Here is a 21,930-nt window from a genome sequence, read left to right as displayed (position 1 = left end):
TATCATACTGCTAATATATAGTTATTTTTGGGGAGCAACCTCATAATTGTTACCAACGCCTATTATTGTGTTCTGAATGCTCTGTTTTATTGTGTATTGACCTTCTTTAGCAATTCGGCACGATAGCCTTTTCCGAAGGGTAATTCATGCTTTCCCATTTTTAAATTGATCAAGCCTATACTTTCCAATTGATTTAGGTTGACCGCATAACTTCGATGAATCTTAAAAAAGTATTTTGGAAGCCGCATGATGAATTTTGCCAAACTTGATCGAATCAAATACTCTTTGTTGTTCTTTAATACAATTCGAACATAAACATGCTCACTTTTCAGAAATAAAATATCCTCAAAGACTATCTTTTGAAAACTCTGTTTGTGTTTTATAAATAAAGCATCCTTAAGGATGATTTCTTCCTCTTTTTGCCCTGCTTCCTCCGCTGCAATTTCAGCAGTATTGTTCTTGCTATAATTGTATAAGGCAATTTCAATAGAAGTAAACAAGTCGTTCCGATCAAATGGTTTGAGTAGATAGGCTGGTGGGCTAACTTTTTTTGCTCGATCAACCGTTACAGGATCAGCATTAGAGGTTAGAAAAATAAAAGGAATATCATAATCTTCCTTGATTTTCCAAGCTAAATCAATCCCATCTCTACGACCAGCCAACTGAATATCCAACAAGGCCAAATCAGGCTGTTCTACCTGTAATATTTCAAGTGCTTCTGTATAACTTACAGCGGGTTCTAGTACCTCATAGCCTAACTCTTCCAGAATATCACAAATATTATCTGCAATAATAATCTCGTCCTCCACTACCAGAATTTTAATTTTTCCCATTAGTCTATCGTTTTGCGTAGTGCTGTGTCCTTAAACTGGATACAAAAATAAGCACCATTATCGTTCTTAAAACTTGCTTTTCCCATTAATTGTTTGCTCAATCGTCGAACCAATCTTAAGCCCAAGCTACGAGCCTTATGAAGTTTAAAATCCGCAGGCATTCCCCGCCCATTGTCTTGTAGTTCCAATTGATAATCCCCCTGCTCCATTTTTTTTAATCGAATACTCAACTTGCCTTTCTTTCCTGACTCAAAAGCATATTTGCAAGCATTCGTCAAAAGCTCATTTAGAATCAATCCTAAAGGAATGGCCGTATCTATATCAAAAGCGATTGTTTCGTCAATATCCAGCTCTAAGGTTGGGCTTTCCTCTGTTAAAACAGCCATAATTTGGTCGAACAATTGGTAAACATAGTCTCTAAAATTGACCGTTGCGATATGTTCATGCTGATACAATTTATGATGGATCAATGCCATAGACTGAACCCTAGATTGTCCATCTGCAATGGCAGAAAGTGCTGCATCATCGTCAATTTTGCTGCTTTGCAAATCCAAGAGGCTCGATATAATTTGTAAGTTATTTTTTACACGGTGATGGATTTCTTTTAGCAATAGCTCTTTTTCTGCATTTTGCTTATCTACTAAGTTTTTTTGACGAGTAATCAACTCATTGTTAAGCGCTAAAGCTGCATTTGCCTTGCGTTTTTGCCAAAAGAACCAATACAATAACATCAACAAGAAGATCAATACAATTAACGTTGTTCCGCTCCCATACAACAGCATTCTCTGTTGCTTATTCTCAGACAATTGCAAAGCTTTTTCTTGGTTCAAAATTTTAATATCAAACTCTTTCTTTTCCGTTTGATATTGCGTTTCCAAGTCCAAAACCGTTTTTATCTTCGTTTCCTCAAACAAGGAGTCCGAAAGCTCAATTACTTTATTCGCTATGTTTAACCCTTCTTGATAATTTCCAATCGCTTGATAAATTTTTTGCAAGGTTTTATACCTACCCAAACTCGCCTCCAAATTGGTAGAAGGGCAAGCAATACTTTCTTTTGCAAAAGATTGAGCCTTATTCAAATAAATCATTCCTAAGGCTTCATCACCCTTTGTCTTTTTTTCCATTAGGTGCAGTTCATAATAAAGACTCGCTAACTTCTTAGAAACATCTCCATAATCCGAGTTCTTTTTAGAAGCTAATACTTCAGTTGCTTTGGTATAATACTCAATAGCAAGCTCGTATTTTTCTACAGCCTGATAAGTAGTCCCCATATATCTATAAGTCCTTGACAAACCTGTAGGATGCTGTATTGCTTCATAAAAAACCAGCCCTTTTTGATAATATGTTAGTGCCTTTTCATATTGTTTTTGCTCTAAATAAACGCCCCCTATATTGTGGTGAATGAGCCCTTCCAATTCTTTGTTGTCTGTCTCTTTCAGCAAGGTCAAACCATTCTGATAATAAGCAATTGCACGATCATATTCTTTTAATATTCGATAAAACCCCGCAATACTATTCATAAGGACAATCTCCCCCTTTATATCCTTTGTTGCTTGTTTTCGATATAGCGCTAAGGCTTCTTGATAAACCTCTAATGCTTTGTCATTGTTTCCCGCAAATTTATGCACCTCCCCTTTTATTTGGTAAGAACGATTCACGCCCATCTCAAATTTTTGCGCTTTAAATCGAGTAATCGCACTATCAATTGAAGCAATTGCCTCTTCTAACATTCCTAGATCTCTATACAATAAGGTTAGATTCATATAAGCATGTCCCAACTTTTCTGTCGCATTCAACTCTCTCTTAATGGCAATTGCTTTCAACAACAGTTCTTTCCCCTGATTGACCTCTCCCATTTGCCCGTAAAGTACCCCTATCACCATATAAATATCAGACATTTCTAATTGCATATCCAATGCCTCATAAGCACTTAAAGCTCGCTGCCCATATTCCATACCTTCTTGTATACGCCCCCAACTCGTATAAGCAATAGACGTATAATGGTATAAAAGTGGCTGATACTTTTTGACCTCTTGCCCCCCTACAGTTTCAATTGCTTTTAGTGCTTTATTATAATAGTTGATTGTAGAATCCAAGTTCTTGTGCAAAAAGTAGTCTCCAATAGCAATTAAAGCTTGTACTTTTGTACTGTCTGCGCTCGCCTGTTTATAAGATTGGTTTAGAGAGTCAAGTACCGTACGTTCCTGCGCCAAAAGCGTACTTCCTAAGAAACAACAAATAATAGTAACTAGTAACATAAATCGAATTTTTAGCAATCCATTTTCTAATTCAGGGGAATTTGGGTAACCCCCAAAAATAAACTAAGTTCTTTGACAACCCAAAAAACCATAAACGATAACATAATGATACTGAAGTTGTTTAAGAATAGCCTTAAATCACTAATGAAAGCTAATTTCTAGCTACTCTGCGTTAAAAATTTGCTCCATAACGCTGCTATGAAGAAAATTTTTGCCTTGTTTATCTAAAAATTAGTACTCATTATCAACAAAACTCCATTTTTAAACAACTTCACTACTAATTTAAGGCTATACTCCAAGTTCTTTCCTTATTTCTTTTGTAAAAGATCAAGATTCTCTTAAAACTACCTTTCATATACTGTAACAAAAAAGGCTTACAACAAAAGTTTGTTGTAAGCCTTCTTTTTGCTCTTATTCAATAAGAGATTAAGCATCTTCCAATGCAGCAACCCCACCAACAATTTCAGAAATTTCAGCAGTAATCGCCTCTTGACGAGCTTTGTTATAGTTAATTTTCAATTCTTTCAACAAATCTTCTGCATTTTCTGTTGCGTTCTCCATAGCAGTCATACGAGCGCCTTGTTCAGAAGCATTAGAATCTAAAATTGTTTTATGCAGTTGTGTTTTTAGAATAGTAGGAATCAAATACTCCAGTAAGTCTTCTTTGTTAGGTTCGAAGATAAAATCTGCTTTTTCGTCTGATTCTTGCCCTTCAGGAACTTCCATTTTAGCAACTGGTAAAAATTGCTCTACAGTAAAGTTTTGAACCGCAGCATTTTTAAATTGAGCATATACAATATCAATGGCATCATATTTACCCTCTTCAAAAGCTTGCATCAACTCACTCGCTACTTTAGAAGAATCTTCAAATCCAAATGTCTTTGTAACTAAGTCTACATGATCGGTAATCATTTGGGTACCTGACACACGACTTTTTAGATAATCATATCCTTTTTTACCAATAAAAAGATACGTTAAATTACCAGCTTTGTATTGCTCGTTGTATTTCTCTGCTGATAATTCTAATGATAATTTAGAAACACTAGAATTAAAACCACCACACAAACCTCTATTAGAAGTTATTACTACTACTAAAGCATTTTTTACTGGACGCTCGACACCCAAAGAAGTACTTGCATCACCTTCCAAGTTTGAAAGGATATTAGATAACATAGCACTCAACTTGTTGGAATAAGGACGCATTTCAACAATAGCCTGCTGTGCTCGACGCAGTTTAGCAGCAGCTACCATTTTCATAGCCTTTGTTATTTGTTGAGTAGATATAACAGAGGAAATACGTTCTCTTACTTCTTTTAAGTTTGCCATTTTTTATTCTTTATTAATTAGAGACTGAATTGTATAAATTCAGATGTTAGCAAAAAGACTAACATCTGAATTTCATCTCCAAAAACTAATAGGATTATGCTTCAAATTTAGCTGTTAATTCTTTAGCTAGAGCTTCTACCTTAGCCAAGTCAGCTTTGTCGTATTTACCAGAACGGAAATTAGCCAATACATCAGCATTACGCTCTTCCATTTTTGCCAAGAAAGCAGCCTCAAATTCTTTTACACGCTCTACTGGTACATTCTTAACCAAACCTTTAGTTCCCAAGTAAATAATAGCTACTTGTTGCTCTACTGGTACTGGAGAATATTGAGCTTGTTTTAGAATCTCTACGTTTCTAACCCCTTTGTCTAGTACAGCTTTAGTAGCAGCATCAAGATCAGAACCAAATTTAGAGAAGGCCTCTAGCTCACGGTATTGAGCTTGATCCAATTTCAAGGTACCAGATACCTTTTTCATTGGCTTAATTTGAGCAGATCCACCTACACGAGATACAGAAATACCTACGTTAATAGCTGGACGAATACCTGCATTAAACAAGTTAGACTCCAAGAAAATCTGACCATCTGTAATAGAAATTACGTTGGTAGGAATATAAGCAGAAACGTCACCTGCTTGAGTCTCAATAATAGGCAATGCTGTTAATGATCCACCACCTTTGATCAAACCAGCTTCTTTTAGAGAAGCAGGAACGTCGTTCATATCGTTAGCAATCTCATCATTTTTGATAACTTTTGCTGCACGCTCTAACAAACGAGAGTGAAGGTAGAATACATCACCAGGATAAGCCTCACGTCCTGGAGGACGACGCAACAACAAAGATACCTCACGGTAAGCAACAGCTTGCTTAGACAAATCATCATAAATGATCAACGCTGGACGACCAGTGTCACGGAAGTATTCACCAATTGCAGCTCCTGCAAATGGAGAGTAGAACTGTAAAGGAGCAGGATCAGAAGCAGCAGCTACAACGATAGTAGTATAAGCCAATGCACCTTTTTTCTCCAAAGTTTGAGCAATCTGTGCTACTGTAGAAGCTTTCTGTCCGATTGCTACATAAATACAGTATACAGTATCTGTGTCTTTATTATCGTAAAATTCTTTTTGATTCAAGATGGTATCAATTGCAATTGCAGTTTTACCAGTTTGACGGTCACCAATAATCAACTCACGTTGTCCTCTACCAATTGGAATCATAGAATCAATCGCTTTGATTCCTGTTTGCAATGGTTCGTTTACTGGTTGACGGTAAATTACACCAGGAGCTTTACGCTCTAGTGGCATTGCATAGGTTTTTCCTTCGATAGCACCTTTACCATCAACAGGAGTTCCCAATGTATTTACAACACGACCAAGGATTCCTTCTCCTACCTGAATAGAAGCAACTTCCCCAGTACGCTTAACTTTATCACCTTCTTTAATTTTTTCAGCAGCACCCATCAATACCAAACCAACGTTGTCTTCTTCTAAGTTAAGTGCGATAGCCTGAACTCCATTTTCGAATTCTACTAGCTCACCTGACATTACATTAGTTAAACCATAAACGCGCGCAATACCGTCACCTACTTCTAATACGGTACCTTGTTCTTCTAATTTAGACTGAGTATCAAACCCACTGATTTGTTGTTTTAAGATAGCAGATATCTCGTCTGGTTTTACGTTAGCCATTTTTATATATTTTTGGTATACAGATTTTCACTAAATTGCTTCTTCATTTGATCAAGTTGGTGCAATAAACTTGCATTGTATACTTGACCATCAAATTCTAAGATAAAACCACCAATAATAGATGGCTCAATATCTTTTATAAGTTCTACGGTTTGTTCTAGCAAGCCCTTTGCTTTGAACGTATCCAATAGATCATTAACGGTGCTCTCGCTCAATTCTACAGCCGTAGTCAAACGAACAGCAGAGACGTGTTTTTCTTTGTTGTAAAAAAGGTGAAACGTACGGCAAAAATCAGCCATATAAGATTCACGCTTATGTTCCATCATTACATGAAAAGTCTGTACTAAGTTCTTATTGCTATTGGCAAAAACAACATCAATAACATCCTTTTTCTTGTCGATTGGGATAATAGGACTTTTCAAGAAATCAGCAAACTCTTCATTTTTAGCCACTTCCCAAGCATTCATGACATCATCATGTACTTGATCTAGTTGGCCTTCCTTTTTTGCTAAATCGAAGAGAGATTTGGCGTATCTTGATACAATTCTTAAAATTGACATATTTAGAATTTATAAATGGCGAACGAAGAACAATAGGTTCTTGGCTCTAAATTCTTAATTAAAATATTAAGCTACTACTTCTTGTTTCTTTAAACTTGCAATTTGAGATTGGACAAATGCTTCGTGATTGCCTTCCAATTCTCTCCCCAATAGCTTTCTTGCAATATCTATAGAAGATTGACCGATTTGGTTTTGGATGTTTATTTCCAATTCCTTCATACGGTTCTTTTTGTCCTGCTCAGCAGCTTCCAAGATATTTTTCTCACGCTCTTTACCTCTAGCTTCACCCTCAGCGATTTTGTTTTTCTTGATTGCCTCTGCTTCACTTATAATTTCCAAACCTTTTTTCTCTGCTTCCTTGATCAAAGCCATTTTCTTAGCTTCCATTCCTTCTAGAGCAGCATCAGCTTCTTTTGCCTTAGCCAAAGATCCATCAATAAAGTTTTCACGATCTTCTAATGCCTGTGCAATGTTTTTGAAAAATTTGCTCAAGAACAACCAAACTAAGATAAAAATCAAAGCTGTCCAGAAAAGTAGTCCCACACTTGGATTCAACACTGGGAAACCTGATGATAGAAAAATCATTTTATCGTATATTTATATTATGGTATAATTAAATTCTCTTCAACATTTAAATAAACCTACTGGTAGCCAATCGCTACCAGATAGGTTTGTTTTTTTTCGTCTCTTTGCTTATTATTAGACCAAAGCTACTAATAAAGCTACTACGATTGCAAAAAGTGCTGCACCCTCAACAAGAGCTGCTGCTACAATCATATTAGTACGAATATCACCAGCTGCAGATGGCTGACGAGAAATTCCTTCCATTGCTTTTCCACCAATTTGTCCAATTCCCATTCCTGCTCCAACTACTGCTAATCCTGCACCGATAGCTGCTAATCCTGCACCCATTACTTTAAGGTTTAAAATGTTTAAAAAATAATTAAGTCTTTATAATTTATCCTCTAATTGCTTAGAGGAAATAATGTCAATTTTAGTGTGCGTGCTCGTGGTCGTGTGTTTCTACTGCACTTCCGATATATAGAGCCGTCAACAAAGAAAATACAAACGCCTGTAAGAAAGCTACAAACAACTCCAATAAGTTCATTGCAAATACAAATGGAACGGCAATACTAACTCCTGCTGCTGCTCCTCCCATGCCCATTGCAGACTTAAAGAAGAAAATCAAACTTACTAAACTCAAAATGATAACGTGTCCCGCTGTGATGTTTGCAAACAAACGAATAAATAGTGTAGCAGGCTTGATGAACAAACTCATTACCTCAATGATTGTCAACAATGGCTTTACACCAGTTGGGATACCAGGCATCCACAAAATGTGCATCCAATAATCCTTTGTACCATTTACGTTTACTACAATAAACACAACCAATGCTAGAATCATTGTTACTCCAATATTTCCTGTAATGTTAGCAGAACCAGGGAAGAAAGGAATCAAACCTAATAAGTTACAAAATAGAATAAAGAAGAATAAGCACATGATAAAAGGAAAGAAACGTTTCCAATCTTTGTCTCCAATAGCTGGTTTTACTACCTCATCACGCATAAACAAGATGATAGGCTCTACAAATGATTGCAATCCTTTAGGTGCTTGTTTTTCTCTAGTAGTGTATGCTTTTGAAATTTTAGAGAACACAATAATTAGCAAAATCAACGCCAACAACATTCCAAATACATTCTTAGAAATTGAGAAATCTTGCCAAGAAGAACCTGTATTTTGCAATGACATACAAGCTTCTACTTCATAAGAATGACCATTGTAGTTAATCATTGTTTTATGTTCTGCTTCCTCTGTTTTTTCTGCCGCACCACCTGATACACCATGTTGGTCAACGGTTTGATGTTCGTGCCCTTCTGCGTGCCCATGAGCAGCATCGTGTGCATGACCGTCTTCAAAAGTAATATCTACGGTTTTGTCTGTTGGAAAATCATCTCCAAGAACACGCATTAAAATTCCATGGTGCAAAACATAACCGTTAACGGCTTTGTGCCCATGCTCAAAACTGCTTGACAAAGTCATCATTAGACCCTTCTCAGACCAAGCGATACAAGGTAGTGGAATTGATATATCTCCAGCGATATGAAACTCATTAGCATCACCCAAATGGTGCATCATTGCTTCGATTGGGTCTTCTTCCTTCTCATTGCTTTCTGTCGGTTCCGTTGCAAACGCTGTTTGGCTACAGGTTAACAATGCAATTACTAATAGAAAAAATGTAGATTTAAATGTCTTTAACATGTTCATTTTTATAAGAAACAACAAACTATATTCTATTTTCAGGTGCAAAGATATGCTTTTCTTTAGGAATAAAAAATATCCTTTGATTTTTTATCACACTATTAGCCAAGCTTTTTTACAATTCAGCCCAATTGAGCCTCTATGAAAGCAAAAAATGTAAACAAATCTTCTGAAAAGTTGTTATACACAAAATATAATTTCAAATTAGCCCCAAAATAGCTTATTTTTATATAAAACACGATTCTTTTCTTTTTTATCAAAATAGCTTCTATACAATTACTTAAGTTCAACCGTTATAGTAGTATGATTTTTTTGTAAAAAAAGAAACCATTGACAGAAGTTGTTCTTGGCAAAAATACTTCGCTTTGATTATCAAAGATTTAACCATTTTATGCCATTACACATACTTCACTGACAATCAACCCTATAGCCCTTAACTAATAAACCGTTCATAAAATTAAAACTAAATGAGTTGATCTATTCTACATTTGTGACCATAAATTAGCTTATATTTAGTTCTATGCTTTTTATTAATACTCCGTTAATTAGCTAGTGCGCTAGCGCTTATGAGCTCCCTGAGGTCGGTTCGTTACACTCGTGAGATAGTTTTTTGCTTTTTTACAACTGTTCTCATGAGCAAAGCGAACTAAAAAAAAGCAAAAAAACATCTTGTATTTAACGGAGTAATGTTTTATGATAAGGCTTTGTAATACATCACTATAGTTAACGCCCCCTTGACTATTTTATTAATTTTTTTTTTATGTCCTCAAAAACATACTTTTGCCCGTTTGTCATTTTATCTTTTTGGTCGAGCATTCTTTGGGCACAACAATACCAAGGGTTTAATACAAGTAATTATAGTGGGATAACAGGCATTTATGAAAATCCAGCTAATATTGCAGATGGTAGATATTTACTTGATATTAATCTTATTAGTGCAGATTTTAATTTAAACAACAATTATATTGCCTTTAATACACAATTGTTATCCCTCAACAACAATCCAATTGGGGATAGTACCTACAATGGTGCCTTTCAAGCCTTTCGGAACGACCATTTTTCAGAAAAACAATGGAACCAACTTCAGCAAACAAGAATTTATCAATCGCTAAATGTCCAAGGACCTTCTTTCCTCTTTAATATTGGTAAAAATGCTTTTGCCATCACTTCTGGTGTCCGCCAATATCTACACCTAGATAACTTAGATCCTCAAACCGCAGATTTTATCTTGGGGGAATTAAAAAACCCATCTACTTGGAATGTTGATTTGAACAATCAAAAATTGAATGCTTTGGGGGCGGTATGGGCTGAATTTGGGATCGGTTATGGACGAGAAATTCTTAATACAGGAGCTCATTTTCTAAAAGGAGGCGTGCATCTAAAAATGCTTGTTGCCATGTATAGTGCTCATTTGTATGCGGATGAATTGGTTCTAAATTTTAAAAATGACGATACTGTACGGGTTCGAGTTTCGGATGTCCGTTTTGGTTATAGTGACGATATGCGTTACATTCGTTCAGGGATGCAGTCGTCAGATGTAGGCAACTTTTTTGCGAATATGTTTAATAGAGCTGGCTTTGCGGCTGATTTTGGTTTTGTCTATGAATGGCGTCCCAAACATGAAAAATATGCTCACCCCACCAAAGAAGGCAAACAAGTTAGGCATAAAAATAAATACAAATTAAAGGTTGGCTTTGCTGTAGCAGATATTGGAGGCGTCACTTTTGATAGAGGGGCTTACGCTGGAAACTTTGCAGGTTTTTCGGGCGCATGGGATTTGGATGATTTTGCAGCTTCTTCTCAAGGAATTGAAGATTTTGGGGCAACTATGAACGACAGCTTTCAAATGACAAGCAATCGAGATCCGTTTCATTTACGTTTGCCAACAACCCTTAGTTTACAAGTGGATTATAATATATGGAAGGGCTTTTACATTAACCTGTCGGGACGTCTTGCTGTAGACCAAGAAGATGCTCCACTCAAAATGCATGCGCTCAACACCTTGACCCTAACTCCTCGATTTGAGATGCATCAAATTGATTTTGGGATTCCAGTCACTCTTGATGGTTACAATAACATTACAGCAGGAATGTACTTGCGATTGGGGCCCCTGTTTGTAGGGTCTACCAATTGTTGGAATATGATCGTGGGTCCTAATGTCTATGGGCTTAATATTTATGGAGGACTAAAAATTCCCATTACCTTTGGTAAAGGTCGAAAAAAGAAACCAGATGCCCTAAGTGACCTTATGCCTAAACCAAAAGAAACCCTAGACTCTACAGCCTTGGCAAAACGACAACAAGAAATTGAACAAAAGGCTGCCCAAGATAAAGAATGGGCAACAGAGCAAGAACGTTTAGCTAGAGAACGAGAAGCTGCTCAAAAAGCTGCTAAGAGGGATACTGTTCCAACTCCCATTCCCCCTATAGATACCACACCTAGTCCTGAACCTGAACCAATTGTTGAGCCAGAGCCTGTTTCCGAACCTGAACCTGTGGTTGAACCGACTCCCAAACCTAATTATTACGATGTAAAAGAAGATGAAAAAGCAATAAAAGAAACAAGGGCTTATTTCCAATCTGGATCTGCTTGGATATCTAGCGCTGATCGTTCAAAATTGGATCAGTTAGCACAAAAAATTAACTCTGATAGCACCTTTCATGCTATTATTCATGGGCATACTGACAATGTGGGTAATCCTGAATCTAACAAAAAACTGGCTGCTAAACGGGCAATGGTTGTCAAAAAATATTTGGTAGAGCAAGGGGTTGATTCCGAACGTCTTCAAATTATCGCCGAAGGTGCCGATAATCCTATTGCAAAAAACGACACAGAAGAGGGTAGAGAAAAAAATCGCCGAGTAGAAGTATTGCTGCTCAAAAAGGAAAATTAAAAGAATTTATCGTTAATTTTAGAGCTTATTCCCTGTTAAAACAAAACATAAGTATGAAGCATCTTATAATAATGGTAATGGTTCTTCTGAGTCTCCCAATTTTTGCCCAAAACAAAATTAAAATAAACAAAAAGGCACCGTTAACAATAGGCGATCGAGTAGAAATTAAATCTAAAATTTTAAATGAGGATAGGATTTTAAACATTTATTTGCCAAATGGTTATTCAAACGATTCGACCAAAACCTATCCTGTTATTTACCTCTTAGACGGTTCCATTGATGAGGATTTTATTCATATTGCTGGAATTGTCCAATTTGGCTCCTTTCCTTGGATCAATATGATCCCTGAAACAATTGTTGTAGGGATTTCAAACGTAGATCGCAAAAGAGACTTCACCTTTCCTACACAGGTAAAGAGAGATAAAAAAGATTTTCCAACAACAGGAGAATCAGAAAATTTTATCACCTTTATAGAAAAGGAATTACAACCGTTTATTAAAGACAATTACAAAACCAATGCTACCCAAACAATAATCGGGCAGTCTTTGGGTGGGCTATTAGCCACAGAAATTTTATTTACCAAACCTCAATTATTTGATAATTATATTATTGTTAGCCCAAGCTTGTGGTGGAATAAAGAATCTCTACTCAAAGAAACCCCAATCGATTATCAATCTAAAAAATCAATTTATATTGCCGTTGGAAAAGAGGGAAAAGTAATGGAACGAACAGCAAAAGAATTATACGATAAACTCCATTTAGAAAAGAAAAAGGATACCCAACTCTTTTTTGAATTCTTTGAAAAACAAAACCATGGCGATGCCTTGCATTTGGCCGTTTATAGTGCTTTCGAAAAACTCTTTCAATCCAACCAATAACAAAACTTATCAATCGCTACGCTACAATGGAATTAACACGATCTCAGCTTGCCTTATACAATGGGCAAGACAAAGATGCCATCTATGTTGCTTACAAGGGACTTATTTATGATGTTACCTCCAGCCGTCTTTGGCGAAATGGAAAACATTACGAACATTGGGCAGGACAAGATCTTACTAAAGAATTAGCCGATGCCCCCCATAGCCAAAAAGTCTTTGAACGGTTTAAGGCCGTTGGAAAATTGATTTAAATTGGACAACCAATAACCTTACGCAGTAACCACAAACTAATCGTGTGGTCCATGCTAAAAAATACCTCTTAAACACATCAATGGATTTATTCAATCCGATTAAACGATTGCAAATAAATTTTGCTCCCTACTACAACTCGCAAAAAATACAATCCATTAGGAAGGTGAGAAAGATTTACCTCATGGCGGCTATGATTCATAGGTCTTATTTGTTCCCATTCTCGTCCATATACATCAATAACAGTCACAACAATTGAGTTATTAACTTCCATGCCATATAATTCGATGGTGGCTAAATTTCTAATTGGATTAGGAAATAAAGCGATCGGTGGTTCTTCCAATAGATAATTCACCTTAGTGCAGCTCGAAACACTAACCTGCGCCGCTATTGCTGCTGTATCTTGGCAATGATCACTCGTTGTCACTAAAACGTTATACCTTCCTGAATCAGAAGTTGTATAAGTTGAATCTATAGCACCATTGATAGATAGACCATTCCTATACCACTGATAACTATTCCCAGTATCTGCATTTAATGTTGCTAAGGTAACATCATCTCCGATACAAATAATGCTATTCAAAGGAGTAATCAAAACATTGGGTAAATCATTAATTTTAATATTAGTAGCAATATCTGCGGTATCTGTACATCCTAACGAATCTGTGATTTGCAAATTATAACGACCACTGCTAGTGGGTACCAATGTAGATTGATTTCCAACGGCTGTTCCTGCTAAAAGCCATTGATAATTAACATTATTCGTGGCAGTATAGGTAGCGGATAATACAAGGCTTTCATTGGCACAAATAGAGGTATCATTAGGTAACAAATAAAAGACTGGGTTATTTTGAATGGTTACTACTCCTATCGTAGAGGTATCTGTTGAGACAAGCGCATTAGAGTTAGATATAATACACCTATACTGATTTCCATTATAACTAGCATCCAAATTTATAAAATGCAATAAGCTATCTGTTGTTCCATTGTAATGACTTCCATTGGTAAGATCGGTCCATAAACTTCCAGTATTAACTTGCCATTGATAAAAGGCAGTATGATTGCTACTAACAAACATAGTTCCACTGGAACCCGAACAAATAGTGGTATCGACAGGAACCTGTGAAAATCCCATTGTAAAAGATTCATAGGCTCCTATGTCAACTGTATTTTGAGGTCGAATCGTTCCTATAATATCTGTTGATAAGCCAGTATTAACCCATTCAGGATTATACCCAGCATCCACGGCTACAGAAGCACTTTGTAGGCGAAAATCATTGTTTAAGCTATCTGCAAACAAAGGGTTCATTTCAATATTAAAATTCCCTGTAACTCCCAAAGGAAAATTTACAATACCATCTAAACTGCCCTCTCCATAAATACAATAATTAACAATGGCAGAAGCACCTCCTCCCATGGTAATTGGTAAAGCACTCCCCCAAATAATATTATTAAATAACGATAGATGTCCTCCATTATAACCTCTGATTACATCAGCACCATTTAAAGCTTGATTTGCATAAAACGTATTATTATTGAGGTAAGCGGTTGTAGCGTCAAAAACAAAAGCTCCAGCATCATTAAGACCACTATTTTTTGTGCATAAATTGTTGTGAATTTTTGCAGTGGGGCAATCCCTTAATAAAGCCATTCCTAAAGAATCAGAAGTATTCCCATGAAAAGTATTATGGTATATTTGTGCATCATGATTATTAGCGGGGGTAAAGGTAGATGCCCCACTAGAAAATACAGCTACTTCATTTGCCTGATTATCTTCAAATAAATTACCACTTAGCAATAAATTGTTTTTTCCGCCCCAAATAACACCTGATTTAGCTGCCCTATTATTTTTAAAGACACTCTTTTGAAAACTTATGCTATTGGGGTAGTTATTGTATGAATTATTCAAATTATACAACACTCCTCCTCTTTCAGCAACGTTATTCTCACAAAAAATTCCTTCATAAGAGATAGAGAAAATTCCAAGAAGCCTTGAATTGTTATAAATAGCACCTCCATCTACAGAAGTACAAGCAATAAAAGTATCGTTTTGAGATACCGTAGATAACTTTCCTGCTCTAGCGTCATTATGGATGGCTCCTCCTCTACTCTTGCTTTTATTCTCCATAAAGAAATTGTGAGACAAAGTAGCCGTCAAGGTATCTCCCCCTCCTACATCAAAACCAATAGCCCCTCCATAATAGGATGCGGTGTCTCTATAAAAAGAATTATGTGTCATTAAAGGAAAACAATCTTCCCCGTTTATATTCTTGAGATAAATCCCCCCTCCTACTTCTGAATAATTACGAACAAAACGATTATTCGTTAGCGATAGATGTGCTTGGGGCGTTCCTGCTGTTTCTAAATAAATAGCTCCTCCTGCCCCTGTGAATGCTTCATTATTCTCAAAGTAATTATTGCTGATTATTAGATTCATATCTCTACTCTCTAGATAAATAGCCCCTCCTCCTTGTGAACCTTTATTCTGCTGAAACTTATTATGATCTATAATTAGATTGGTATTCACTCCATTAGAAACACAACTGCCATATATAGCTCCTCCCCTCCGTGCTTGGTTGTTAATAAAATAATTATTCTTAATAGTAGGTGTACATCTTGTTCCTACTAAATTGATTCCCGCACCTATTGCAGCTGTACTCAAAGCAACATGATAACCATCTCGAATCGTAAAGCCATCAATCTCCATATCATTCGTAATAATCCCATTAGAAGTAGTCGCATGAATACGTACAACACTATACGCATTATCTATGACCGTATTGGGTATTCCAAAATCGCCACTTAACGTCGTTGGATTCATCATAACATCACGTTGACTAACCTGTGTCTCTGTTCCAATAAAGCCACCAAAAAGTTTAATGTTTTTAGCAATAAAAAATGTTTTATTTCTATTGTCGATCGGAAAAATATTTCCTGTGGTATCTTGAGTAGGATAATAAACGCCTGTAGCTACCCATATAGTGTCACCATTGGTTGCCGTGTTAATGGCATCTTGTAGCGTATAAAAAGCATCCATCCACGAATTTCCATTATTGGCACCTGTTGCACTGCTATTGACATAATAGATATTCGCTTGAACAGATAAAGGGATTAAGAAAATGCTTAATAAAAATAGTTTGTAGGTCATCCTGTTCTTGATCGTTAAACGAGAGAAAAAATATGATAGAAGTTGTGTTTATCACAACGAACAGGGACAAATTTAACGCATTTTCAAAACAATTACTATCAATTTAAATAACTGTAATCATTGCTTGTATAAGTGTTATAAAAATTTGTGTAAATGTCTTTCTTCCAATGAGGCTTCTTAAGTAACTAAGCAAAACTGATCAGTGTACTTAGTTACCTAAGCACCTCCCTATGGATAAAAAAAGAGTTCTTAGTTGGCTATGTTAGCCATTGCTCCTTCAAAATCAGTTTTTGACAAAGGTTTCATTTCTAATACCTGTGTCTTCATTTTTTTGGTAGTGGTTAATTCTTGCGTAGCCAGCAATTGCTCTTTTCCAGTATCTATAAAAGCAATCAAAACAACTTCTGTGTTTGGGGGGACATTCTCAAATTCTAAATTTTGTTGATCTACTTTAGATTCAAAAGCAATCATTTTTCCTCTCAAAAACACGCCTCGCTCTTTCAGCATTAGGGCAACTTTAGGAGTATGTGCCATCAAATCGCCATTGGCATTTATGCCTTTTGGGGGAATTCCATTTACTTGTACTAAAACATCAACAGGAGGGACATCAAAAGGGTTTTGCAACCGTTTATCGACGTTCACCCATACACCGTCTACAATATTGGGGTTAAAATAGGGCAGTTCTAAATCAAAGTATTCCTCTTCGTGCGTATGAACAACTTTATGAGTAGAATAATTGGGGTAATGATTATCTATATTTTTTGCTCTAACGTGTATTTTTCGTTTATAAGTAACGCTATCAATTATTTCCTCTTTCTTTAATTGGATATAAGATTGCGGATTAAAATTTTTAGTTGCTACGGTTGTTCTTCTAGGTTTAACGTCTTCCTTTCTCTCCTGCAACCGCCAATCAACAGCACCATTTTCCATTCGTTTGCCCAAATATAGATTCATTCCTGTTTTAGATTTTGCTGTTTTAGCAGGCATACGAATCTTAGCACTTTTTCCCTTCTTTAACTGTAGAGGTCTTCCTTCTGCCGTAATTTTAAGATTTAGCATTCCTCCTGTTTCAAGTACGTTATCTCCTTCCATTGTATGCAAGTCCGCCAATACAATATCTTTGGGAGTATAAAATTCTTTAATTTCAACTTGAATAGGAGCCGTAACTGTTTGCCCATTTTCATCTACTAAATCGTCTCGATTCAATTTTAACGCTGTTCCTTCCTTAGCTTTTATATTAATATTAGCTCCTGAAGGAATAACAAAAACCTCTGCTTGCTTAGAAGCTCCTGCACAATAAACTTTGGGGGATGATTTAGGTTGAACAGCCATTGCTTTGTTGGCTAAATCTTCCTTTTGGGGGACAATAGCAGAAATGATCTTAAAATGAATTTTATTTTGATCGTTGATTTGAGTAATCACCTCCAATTGATCTGATGCGATTCCTTCTTCTTCTAAAAAAGTTACAATTGGCAAGAGTCGTTCCTCGGCAAGATCTCGATTTTCGGCATGAGAAATAATTTCTACCTGAACAATTTGTTCTTCGTTGGGTACGTTCTTAAAAAGTGCTTGCAAAGTATTTTTCACTTCGCTTTTTAATAAATTGGGCGTTTCTGCTCCTCCATAATCAACAACAAAATCAATTTTAGTTTGGCGTTGAGCATTGGCTATCAGGGCGAACAGACAACAAATAGCTCCAATTAATGAGATACGTTTTAACATAATGTTATAATTTAAAAAGTTAAATACTATAACATAATCTCAAATGTACCATTTGGTTACCAATAAACTGTCATTTTTTTTGTTCTTTGCCCCTCAAAAAAACAGAGTATAAAAAGCTTTTTTTACCTTTGCCCTCCCCAATGATTTTAATTGCTATAAAATGCTAAAAGTTTATCTTCTTATTTTTTGGATAGTTTTACCTTTTGCCCTCTCGGCACAAAACTATGATATTTGTGGTGATGGTATTGATAATGACAACGATGGTCTAATTGATGAAGCTTGTCTTGCCTTTGAGTGTGATGGGAGTTTGTATCAATCAGCCAAACAAGGCAATGATTTTTTCTTGTATAAGGTCAATACAAACCCTGTCCAATTTATTACTGTCGCCAACCTAACACAAAATGGGGGCATCCAGTCATTTAATTCTTTAGCCTACAATCCCGTTGATAATTTGATGTATGGTATGGGTACCAATGACGATCGAATTTATAGAATTGATGCAGCGGGAAATGTGGAGTTTTTAGGAAATGTATCGGGGCTTAGCAGCTTTAAAAATGCAGGCACTTTTGACCAGTTTGGCAACTATTATGTTTTTGGTGATAACACCCTTCGAAAAATTAATATCAGTACCCTTACTTACAACACTATTGGAGGAGTAGGAACCTATGGTTCGGCTGATATTGTTTTTAATCCGCTAGACAACCAAATTTATGGTTGGAGTGGCAACCCCAAATTGCTCTTTAAGATGGATCCCAATACAGGAGTGCAAACTAAGATTCCTGGAAACGCTCCTTTAGCAATTAATGGTAGTTGGGGGTGGACAGGAGCGCTTTACTTTAATCCCCAAGGTGACATTTTGGGGTATCAAGGTAGCAAAATGATAAAATTTGATCCCAATACAGGAATCGGTTCCTTGGTAGGCACAGGTGCCAGCAAATCAAGCAATGATGGTTGTTCTTGTTCTTTTGGAGTAGAGATGACCAAATCTGTTAGTGGAACATTTGAAGCGGGCGATACCATTCGTTATCATTTTGAATTTTTTAACCAATCCTTCTCATCCATCAACAACTTAATTTTTGATGATATTCTAACCAATGGTTTTAAGTGGAGTGGCAACCCATACAATTTAAGCAACCTGTCATTATCAGGCAATACGCTGCTTTCAGGTACTTCTACAGCTCATTTTACAATTGACAACTTACCACAAGGCACCGCTTCTTTTGATATTGATGTTATCATTCCATGTAATTACAATGCCAATACTTATACCAATCAGGCTGTTTTAAGTAACCTGCCTCCGCCCCTAAAAGATACCATTTTATCAGACAACCCCAATACACTTACCATTGGTGACCCCACAACCTTTTCTCTAAGCACTCCCCCGCTCAACTTACAAACAATAAGCAAAAATATCATTTGTGAGCGCAATATAGGAAGCATTGAATTACAAGCAACTGGAGGTTCTCAGCCCTTAAGTTATTTATGGAGCAATGGCCAAACTGATTCTATTGCAACAGGGTTGGGGGTTGGTAATTATACGGTAACGATAACAGGTTCAACGGGCTGCGCCGTTAGTACCTCTGCTACTATAATAGCAGAACAAGTCAACATTACAACGTATGCAAGTGTTCAAAACGTACAATGTCAAGGAGGTAAGAACGGTCTTATACGAGTAGATAGCAGTACAGGAGGCTACCCTCCTTATCATTATGCCTTAAATCAAACTGCCTTTGATTCTGCTCTTGTCTTTGATAGTTTAATGCTTGGCAACTATATGCTTCAAACCAAAGATGCTTTTGGATGTCGAGGACAAGCCGTCTTTTCTTTAACAGAACCTCTTTTTAAATTAGCCCTTCAAGCGCCTTCTGATACCATTGTTAAAATAGGAGATTGGATTGCTGGTGAACTAGAAGTTAATACCCTTACTCCTGTTGTATACGAATGGTCTCCCAAAGTAGGCTTGAGCTGTTATGATTGTCAAACACCTTTGATTCAAGCTCCCACTACAACCACTTACACCATCAAAGGAACGGATATTTTAGGTTGTTCAGACTCTACCTCCTTTACGATTACGGTAGAAGATGATAGTCGGGTGTTTATTCCCAATGCATTTAGTCCCAATGGTGATGGTAACAATGATGTTTTAATGATTTATAGCCCTGGTGATGTACAAGAAGTAAAGTCCTTCCGAATTTTTAGTCGTTGGGGAGAATTGGTTTTTGAACAACAAAATTTCCCGCCAAACTATGCTACCTATGGTTGGGATGGACACTTTCAGGGACAACCAATGAATAGTGGTATTTTTGTTTATTATGCAGAAATTCAACTCATAGATGGGCGAACTGAAGTAATTAGTGGCGATGTTTCTTTGTTCCGATAGTTTATTCTAAAAAGCACTTTTCACATAATCTTTTTTAACATAAAACAATACTTTTATAACAATAAAACCGCCCTTCGGAACAAAAAAAAGATATATTAATTTCTATCATGTAGTTTTGAATTAATGCCACTATTGGCAGAATAAAAAACGAATTGTCATGATTGAAGAAATTTTAGCTGCTGCTGAACTAGCCAGTTCCATCGCTGATTCTGTTACCAGTATAACTGCTGAGCCTCAAGATTTAAAAGATAAATATAGATCTATGACGATTACTGTCTGTAATCAAACTCAATTTCCATTGGTCTATATGTCTTCCTCCATGCAACATGGGCGATTTTGGACAAGCCCAACCAATGTTGGGAAGTTTAACGATATGACATTTTCTGCTTGCAATGAAGATAATTCTATCTTAACTGGCTTACAAGGCGGTGTCGTATTCCAATTGCAAATGCCCAAGGCTGGCGGTGGCTATGAAACCTTAGATATTGGTGTTGGCTTTGATGATCCAGCCATTGGTTCTTTTAGCTGTTCTGCCTTATTTACTACTGCTGCAAAAAAGGCTAGTGAAAAAACAAAAGAAGGAACGACCAAACATCAATCTCCTAACCTAAAAGGAAAAACCAAAGATGGGCATGATTTAGAAATTGCTTTTTTAGCGGTTTCTTCAGCTGGCAAAGAAGCTAAAATAACCATCACCCAACAAATTGTTGCGACCTCTTAAACTACGCTACGATTAGCTGCACTGCGTTGTTTACTCCCTCTCCTATTGATAGCTACCCTAAGGACTCTATTGAGTAATACCAATCCACAGCATAGTGGCAGCAACAATCCGTAACATTTTTTAATCCCTTTTTAAATACATAAACTATGCATACTGATTTAAAACAATGGTTGGAGTCTGTTGAGCACAAAACCAAAGATGAGTTAATGGAATTATTGGGTCACCTTTCTACTGCTATAAAAAAGGCAGAAAAAGACATAAAAAATACCAGCAAAGAATTAATTGCCATTGGAGAGAAATTGTTTGCCAAATATTCGCCTCAAATCCAAGAAGCAATTTGTAGCAATGATAAAATAAAAGCATCCATTACTCCCGAAAATGTTCAACACATGGCAAACCTTATTGCGGGCATAATTGACAAGGATACTCATTTAGACATTTCTCCAAAAATCATTGATACTTTTTGTGTCTTAATCCTAAAAGATGGGCTTCAAAGTTATTGCAAAAATTACCATAAATCCTAACCTAACATTGAACTACTTTGTAGCATTACCCAATATTAGCCCGTCTAATATTGGGTTTAGTTTTTTCTCTCACTTCTAGCCAGATCCAACTGAGACTCTAACTTATTAAAAATTATGGCTCTTTGAAAATCCATAGGCTCACGTAGTAAATGGTGTGGAATCGTAAACTACCTTGCCTGCTTATTGCTACTTTTGTTATATGCTATAGGTCGTATGTCCTGTATTTACAGGAACTAAGCATACGACTTACGATCGATAACTTTCTTCTAAAAAATAGTAGCAGCGAAGCTAAAAAGTAGTTAAAAGCTTACTCTTTTTAGTGTTTATTGCACGATTATCAAAGAACCCAAATTATATTTAACATAAGTCCTCTTACCTTAATAAAAAGAAGTTGCAAAAAATAAAACCAAGCAAAGGGAACCAATTCCCCCTAAAGTTTTTTATTTTTATAAGTCCTGTTTTTCACCCTTTTTATACTAGAATTTTCATAA

General features: G+C 36.3%; 16 protein-coding genes. 6 read left to right on the top strand and 10 right to left on the bottom strand.

Annotated features, from left to right (window positions below; translation table 11 throughout):
* Positions 1 to 86: 86 nt before the first annotated feature.
* The 8 genes from AsAng_RS27945 to atpB form a co-directional block, all read right to left on the bottom strand.
* Entirely contained in the window at positions 87 to 833 is a 747-nt protein-coding gene (locus tag AsAng_RS27945; RefSeq protein ID WP_264790447.1) for a response regulator, read from the bottom strand.
* Positions 833 to 3,091: a tetratricopeptide repeat protein gene (locus AsAng_RS27940; RefSeq protein ID WP_264790446.1), complete on the bottom strand. Its 2,259-nt coding sequence runs from the start codon at positions 3,089 to 3,091 to the stop codon at positions 833 to 835. Before AsAng_RS27940 ends, AsAng_RS27945 begins: the two co-directional genes overlap by 1 nt.
* A gap of 426 nt (positions 3,092 to 3,517) precedes the next feature.
* Complete coding sequence (atpG, locus tag AsAng_RS27935) at positions 3,518 to 4,417, bottom strand: ATP synthase F1 subunit gamma (protein WP_264790445.1); 900 nt, start codon at positions 4,415 to 4,417, stop codon at positions 3,518 to 3,520.
* A 94-nt stretch (positions 4,418 to 4,511) separates the two neighbouring features.
* Positions 4,512 to 6,104 carry a F0F1 ATP synthase subunit alpha gene (gene atpA, locus AsAng_RS27930; RefSeq protein WP_264790444.1) on the bottom strand — a complete coding sequence of 531 codons (1,593 nt, stop codon included), beginning with the start codon at positions 6,102 to 6,104 and terminating at the stop codon, positions 4,512 to 4,514.
* Positions 6,105 to 6,106: 2 nt separating this feature from the next.
* Positions 6,107 to 6,664, bottom strand: a complete 558-nt coding sequence (atpH, locus tag AsAng_RS27925) for an ATP synthase F1 subunit delta (RefSeq protein ID WP_264790443.1) — start codon at positions 6,662 to 6,664, stop codon at positions 6,107 to 6,109.
* A gap of 66 nt (positions 6,665 to 6,730) precedes the next feature.
* Positions 6,731 to 7,249 carry an ATP synthase F0 subunit B gene (locus tag AsAng_RS27920; protein ID WP_264790442.1) on the bottom strand — a complete coding sequence of 173 codons (519 nt, stop codon included), beginning with the start codon at positions 7,247 to 7,249 and terminating at the stop codon, positions 6,731 to 6,733.
* Positions 7,250 to 7,363: 114 nt separating this feature from the next.
* On the bottom strand, positions 7,364 to 7,576 hold the full coding sequence (gene atpE / locus AsAng_RS27915; RefSeq protein ID WP_264790441.1) for an ATP synthase F0 subunit C: 213 nt from the start codon (positions 7,574 to 7,576) through the stop codon (positions 7,364 to 7,366).
* A gap of 82 nt (positions 7,577 to 7,658) precedes the next feature.
* Complete coding sequence (gene atpB / locus AsAng_RS27910; protein WP_264790440.1) at positions 7,659 to 8,924, bottom strand: F0F1 ATP synthase subunit A; 1,266 nt, start codon at positions 8,922 to 8,924, stop codon at positions 7,659 to 7,661.
* Between the two features lie 760 nt (positions 8,925 to 9,684).
* Between atpB and AsAng_RS27905 the strand changes: the two genes are divergently transcribed.
* The 3 genes from AsAng_RS27905 to AsAng_RS27895 are packed head-to-tail and all read left to right on the top strand — an operon-like array spanning position 9,685 to position 12,946.
* On the top strand, positions 9,685 to 11,817 hold the full coding sequence (locus tag AsAng_RS27905) for a DUF5723 family protein (protein ID WP_264790439.1): 2,133 nt from the start codon (positions 9,685 to 9,687) through the stop codon (positions 11,815 to 11,817).
* Positions 11,818 to 11,870: 53 nt separating this feature from the next.
* Positions 11,871 to 12,695, top strand: coding sequence for an alpha/beta hydrolase (locus AsAng_RS27900; RefSeq protein ID WP_264790438.1), 825 nt, complete (start codon positions 11,871 to 11,873; stop codon positions 12,693 to 12,695).
* A 26-nt stretch (positions 12,696 to 12,721) separates the two neighbouring features.
* Positions 12,722 to 12,946 carry a cytochrome b5 domain-containing protein gene (locus AsAng_RS27895; protein ID WP_264790437.1) on the top strand — a complete coding sequence of 75 codons (225 nt, stop codon included), beginning with the start codon at positions 12,722 to 12,724 and terminating at the stop codon, positions 12,944 to 12,946.
* An 86-nt stretch (positions 12,947 to 13,032) separates the two neighbouring features.
* Here AsAng_RS27895 and AsAng_RS27890 read toward each other — a convergent pair whose 3' ends face one another.
* Both AsAng_RS27890 and AsAng_RS27885 read right to left on the bottom strand, forming a co-directional pair.
* A complete protein-coding gene (locus AsAng_RS27890) occupies positions 13,033 to 16,092 on the bottom strand; it encodes a T9SS type A sorting domain-containing protein (protein WP_264790436.1) in 3,060 nt (1,019 codons plus the stop codon).
* A gap of 249 nt (positions 16,093 to 16,341) precedes the next feature.
* Complete coding sequence (locus tag AsAng_RS27885; protein ID WP_264790435.1) at positions 16,342 to 17,814, bottom strand: hypothetical protein; 1,473 nt, start codon at positions 17,812 to 17,814, stop codon at positions 16,342 to 16,344.
* A gap of 160 nt (positions 17,815 to 17,974) precedes the next feature.
* Here AsAng_RS27885 and AsAng_RS27880 point away from each other — a divergent pair, with 160 nt between their 5' ends.
* The 3 genes from AsAng_RS27880 to AsAng_RS27870 all read left to right on the top strand — a co-directional run bounded on the left by AsAng_RS27880 (position 17,975) and on the right by AsAng_RS27870 (position 21,439).
* A complete protein-coding gene (locus AsAng_RS27880) occupies positions 17,975 to 20,194 on the top strand; it encodes a DUF6923 family protein (RefSeq protein WP_264790434.1) in 2,220 nt (739 codons plus the stop codon).
* Between the two features lie 157 nt (positions 20,195 to 20,351).
* Complete coding sequence (locus AsAng_RS27875; protein ID WP_264790433.1) at positions 20,352 to 20,915, top strand: hypothetical protein; 564 nt, start codon at positions 20,352 to 20,354, stop codon at positions 20,913 to 20,915.
* Positions 20,916 to 21,061: 146 nt separating this feature from the next.
* Positions 21,062 to 21,439 (top strand): hypothetical protein, encoded by a 378-nt coding sequence (locus AsAng_RS27870; RefSeq protein ID WP_264790432.1) that lies wholly within the window; start codon positions 21,062 to 21,064, stop codon positions 21,437 to 21,439.
* Positions 21,440 to 21,930: the final 491 nt, after the last annotated feature.

This window comes from Aureispira anguillae (assembly GCF_026000115.1).
Lineage (GTDB): Bacteria > Bacteroidota > Bacteroidia > Chitinophagales > Saprospiraceae > Aureispira > Aureispira anguillae.
This window is presented reverse-complemented; position numbering and strand designations above follow the sequence as displayed.

Coding starts and splice junctions, on each gene's coding strand:
- AsAng_RS27945 (WP_264790447.1), bottom strand. CDS start 833: ATGGGAAAAATTAAAATTCTGGTAGTGGAGGACGAGATTATTATTGCA.
- AsAng_RS27940 (WP_264790446.1), bottom strand. CDS start 3,091: ATGTTACTAGTTACTATTATTTGTTGTTTCTTAGGAAGTACGCTTTTG.
- atpG (WP_264790445.1), bottom strand. CDS start 4,417: ATGGCAAACTTAAAAGAAGTAAGAGAACGTATTTCCTCTGTTATATCT.
- atpA (WP_264790444.1), bottom strand. CDS start 6,104: ATGGCTAACGTAAAACCAGACGAGATATCTGCTATCTTAAAACAACAA.
- atpH (WP_264790443.1), bottom strand. CDS start 6,664: ATGTCAATTTTAAGAATTGTATCAAGATACGCCAAATCTCTCTTCGAT.
- AsAng_RS27920 (WP_264790442.1), bottom strand. CDS start 7,249: ATGATTTTTCTATCATCAGGTTTCCCAGTGTTGAATCCAAGTGTGGGA.
- atpE (WP_264790441.1), bottom strand. CDS start 7,576: ATGGGTGCAGGATTAGCAGCTATCGGTGCAGGATTAGCAGTAGTTGGA.
- atpB (WP_264790440.1), bottom strand. CDS start 8,924: ATGTTAAAGACATTTAAATCTACATTTTTTCTATTAGTAATTGCATTG.
- AsAng_RS27905 (WP_264790439.1), top strand. CDS start 9,685: ATGTCCTCAAAAACATACTTTTGCCCGTTTGTCATTTTATCTTTTTGG.
- AsAng_RS27900 (WP_264790438.1), top strand. CDS start 11,871: ATGAAGCATCTTATAATAATGGTAATGGTTCTTCTGAGTCTCCCAATT.
- AsAng_RS27895 (WP_264790437.1), top strand. CDS start 12,722: ATGGAATTAACACGATCTCAGCTTGCCTTATACAATGGGCAAGACAAA.
- AsAng_RS27890 (WP_264790436.1), bottom strand. CDS start 16,092: ATGACCTACAAACTATTTTTATTAAGCATTTTCTTAATCCCTTTATCT.
- AsAng_RS27885 (WP_264790435.1), bottom strand. CDS start 17,814: ATGTTAAAACGTATCTCATTAATTGGAGCTATTTGTTGTCTGTTCGCC.
- AsAng_RS27880 (WP_264790434.1), top strand. CDS start 17,975: ATGCTAAAAGTTTATCTTCTTATTTTTTGGATAGTTTTACCTTTTGCC.
- AsAng_RS27875 (WP_264790433.1), top strand. CDS start 20,352: ATGATTGAAGAAATTTTAGCTGCTGCTGAACTAGCCAGTTCCATCGCT.
- AsAng_RS27870 (WP_264790432.1), top strand. CDS start 21,062: ATGCATACTGATTTAAAACAATGGTTGGAGTCTGTTGAGCACAAAACC.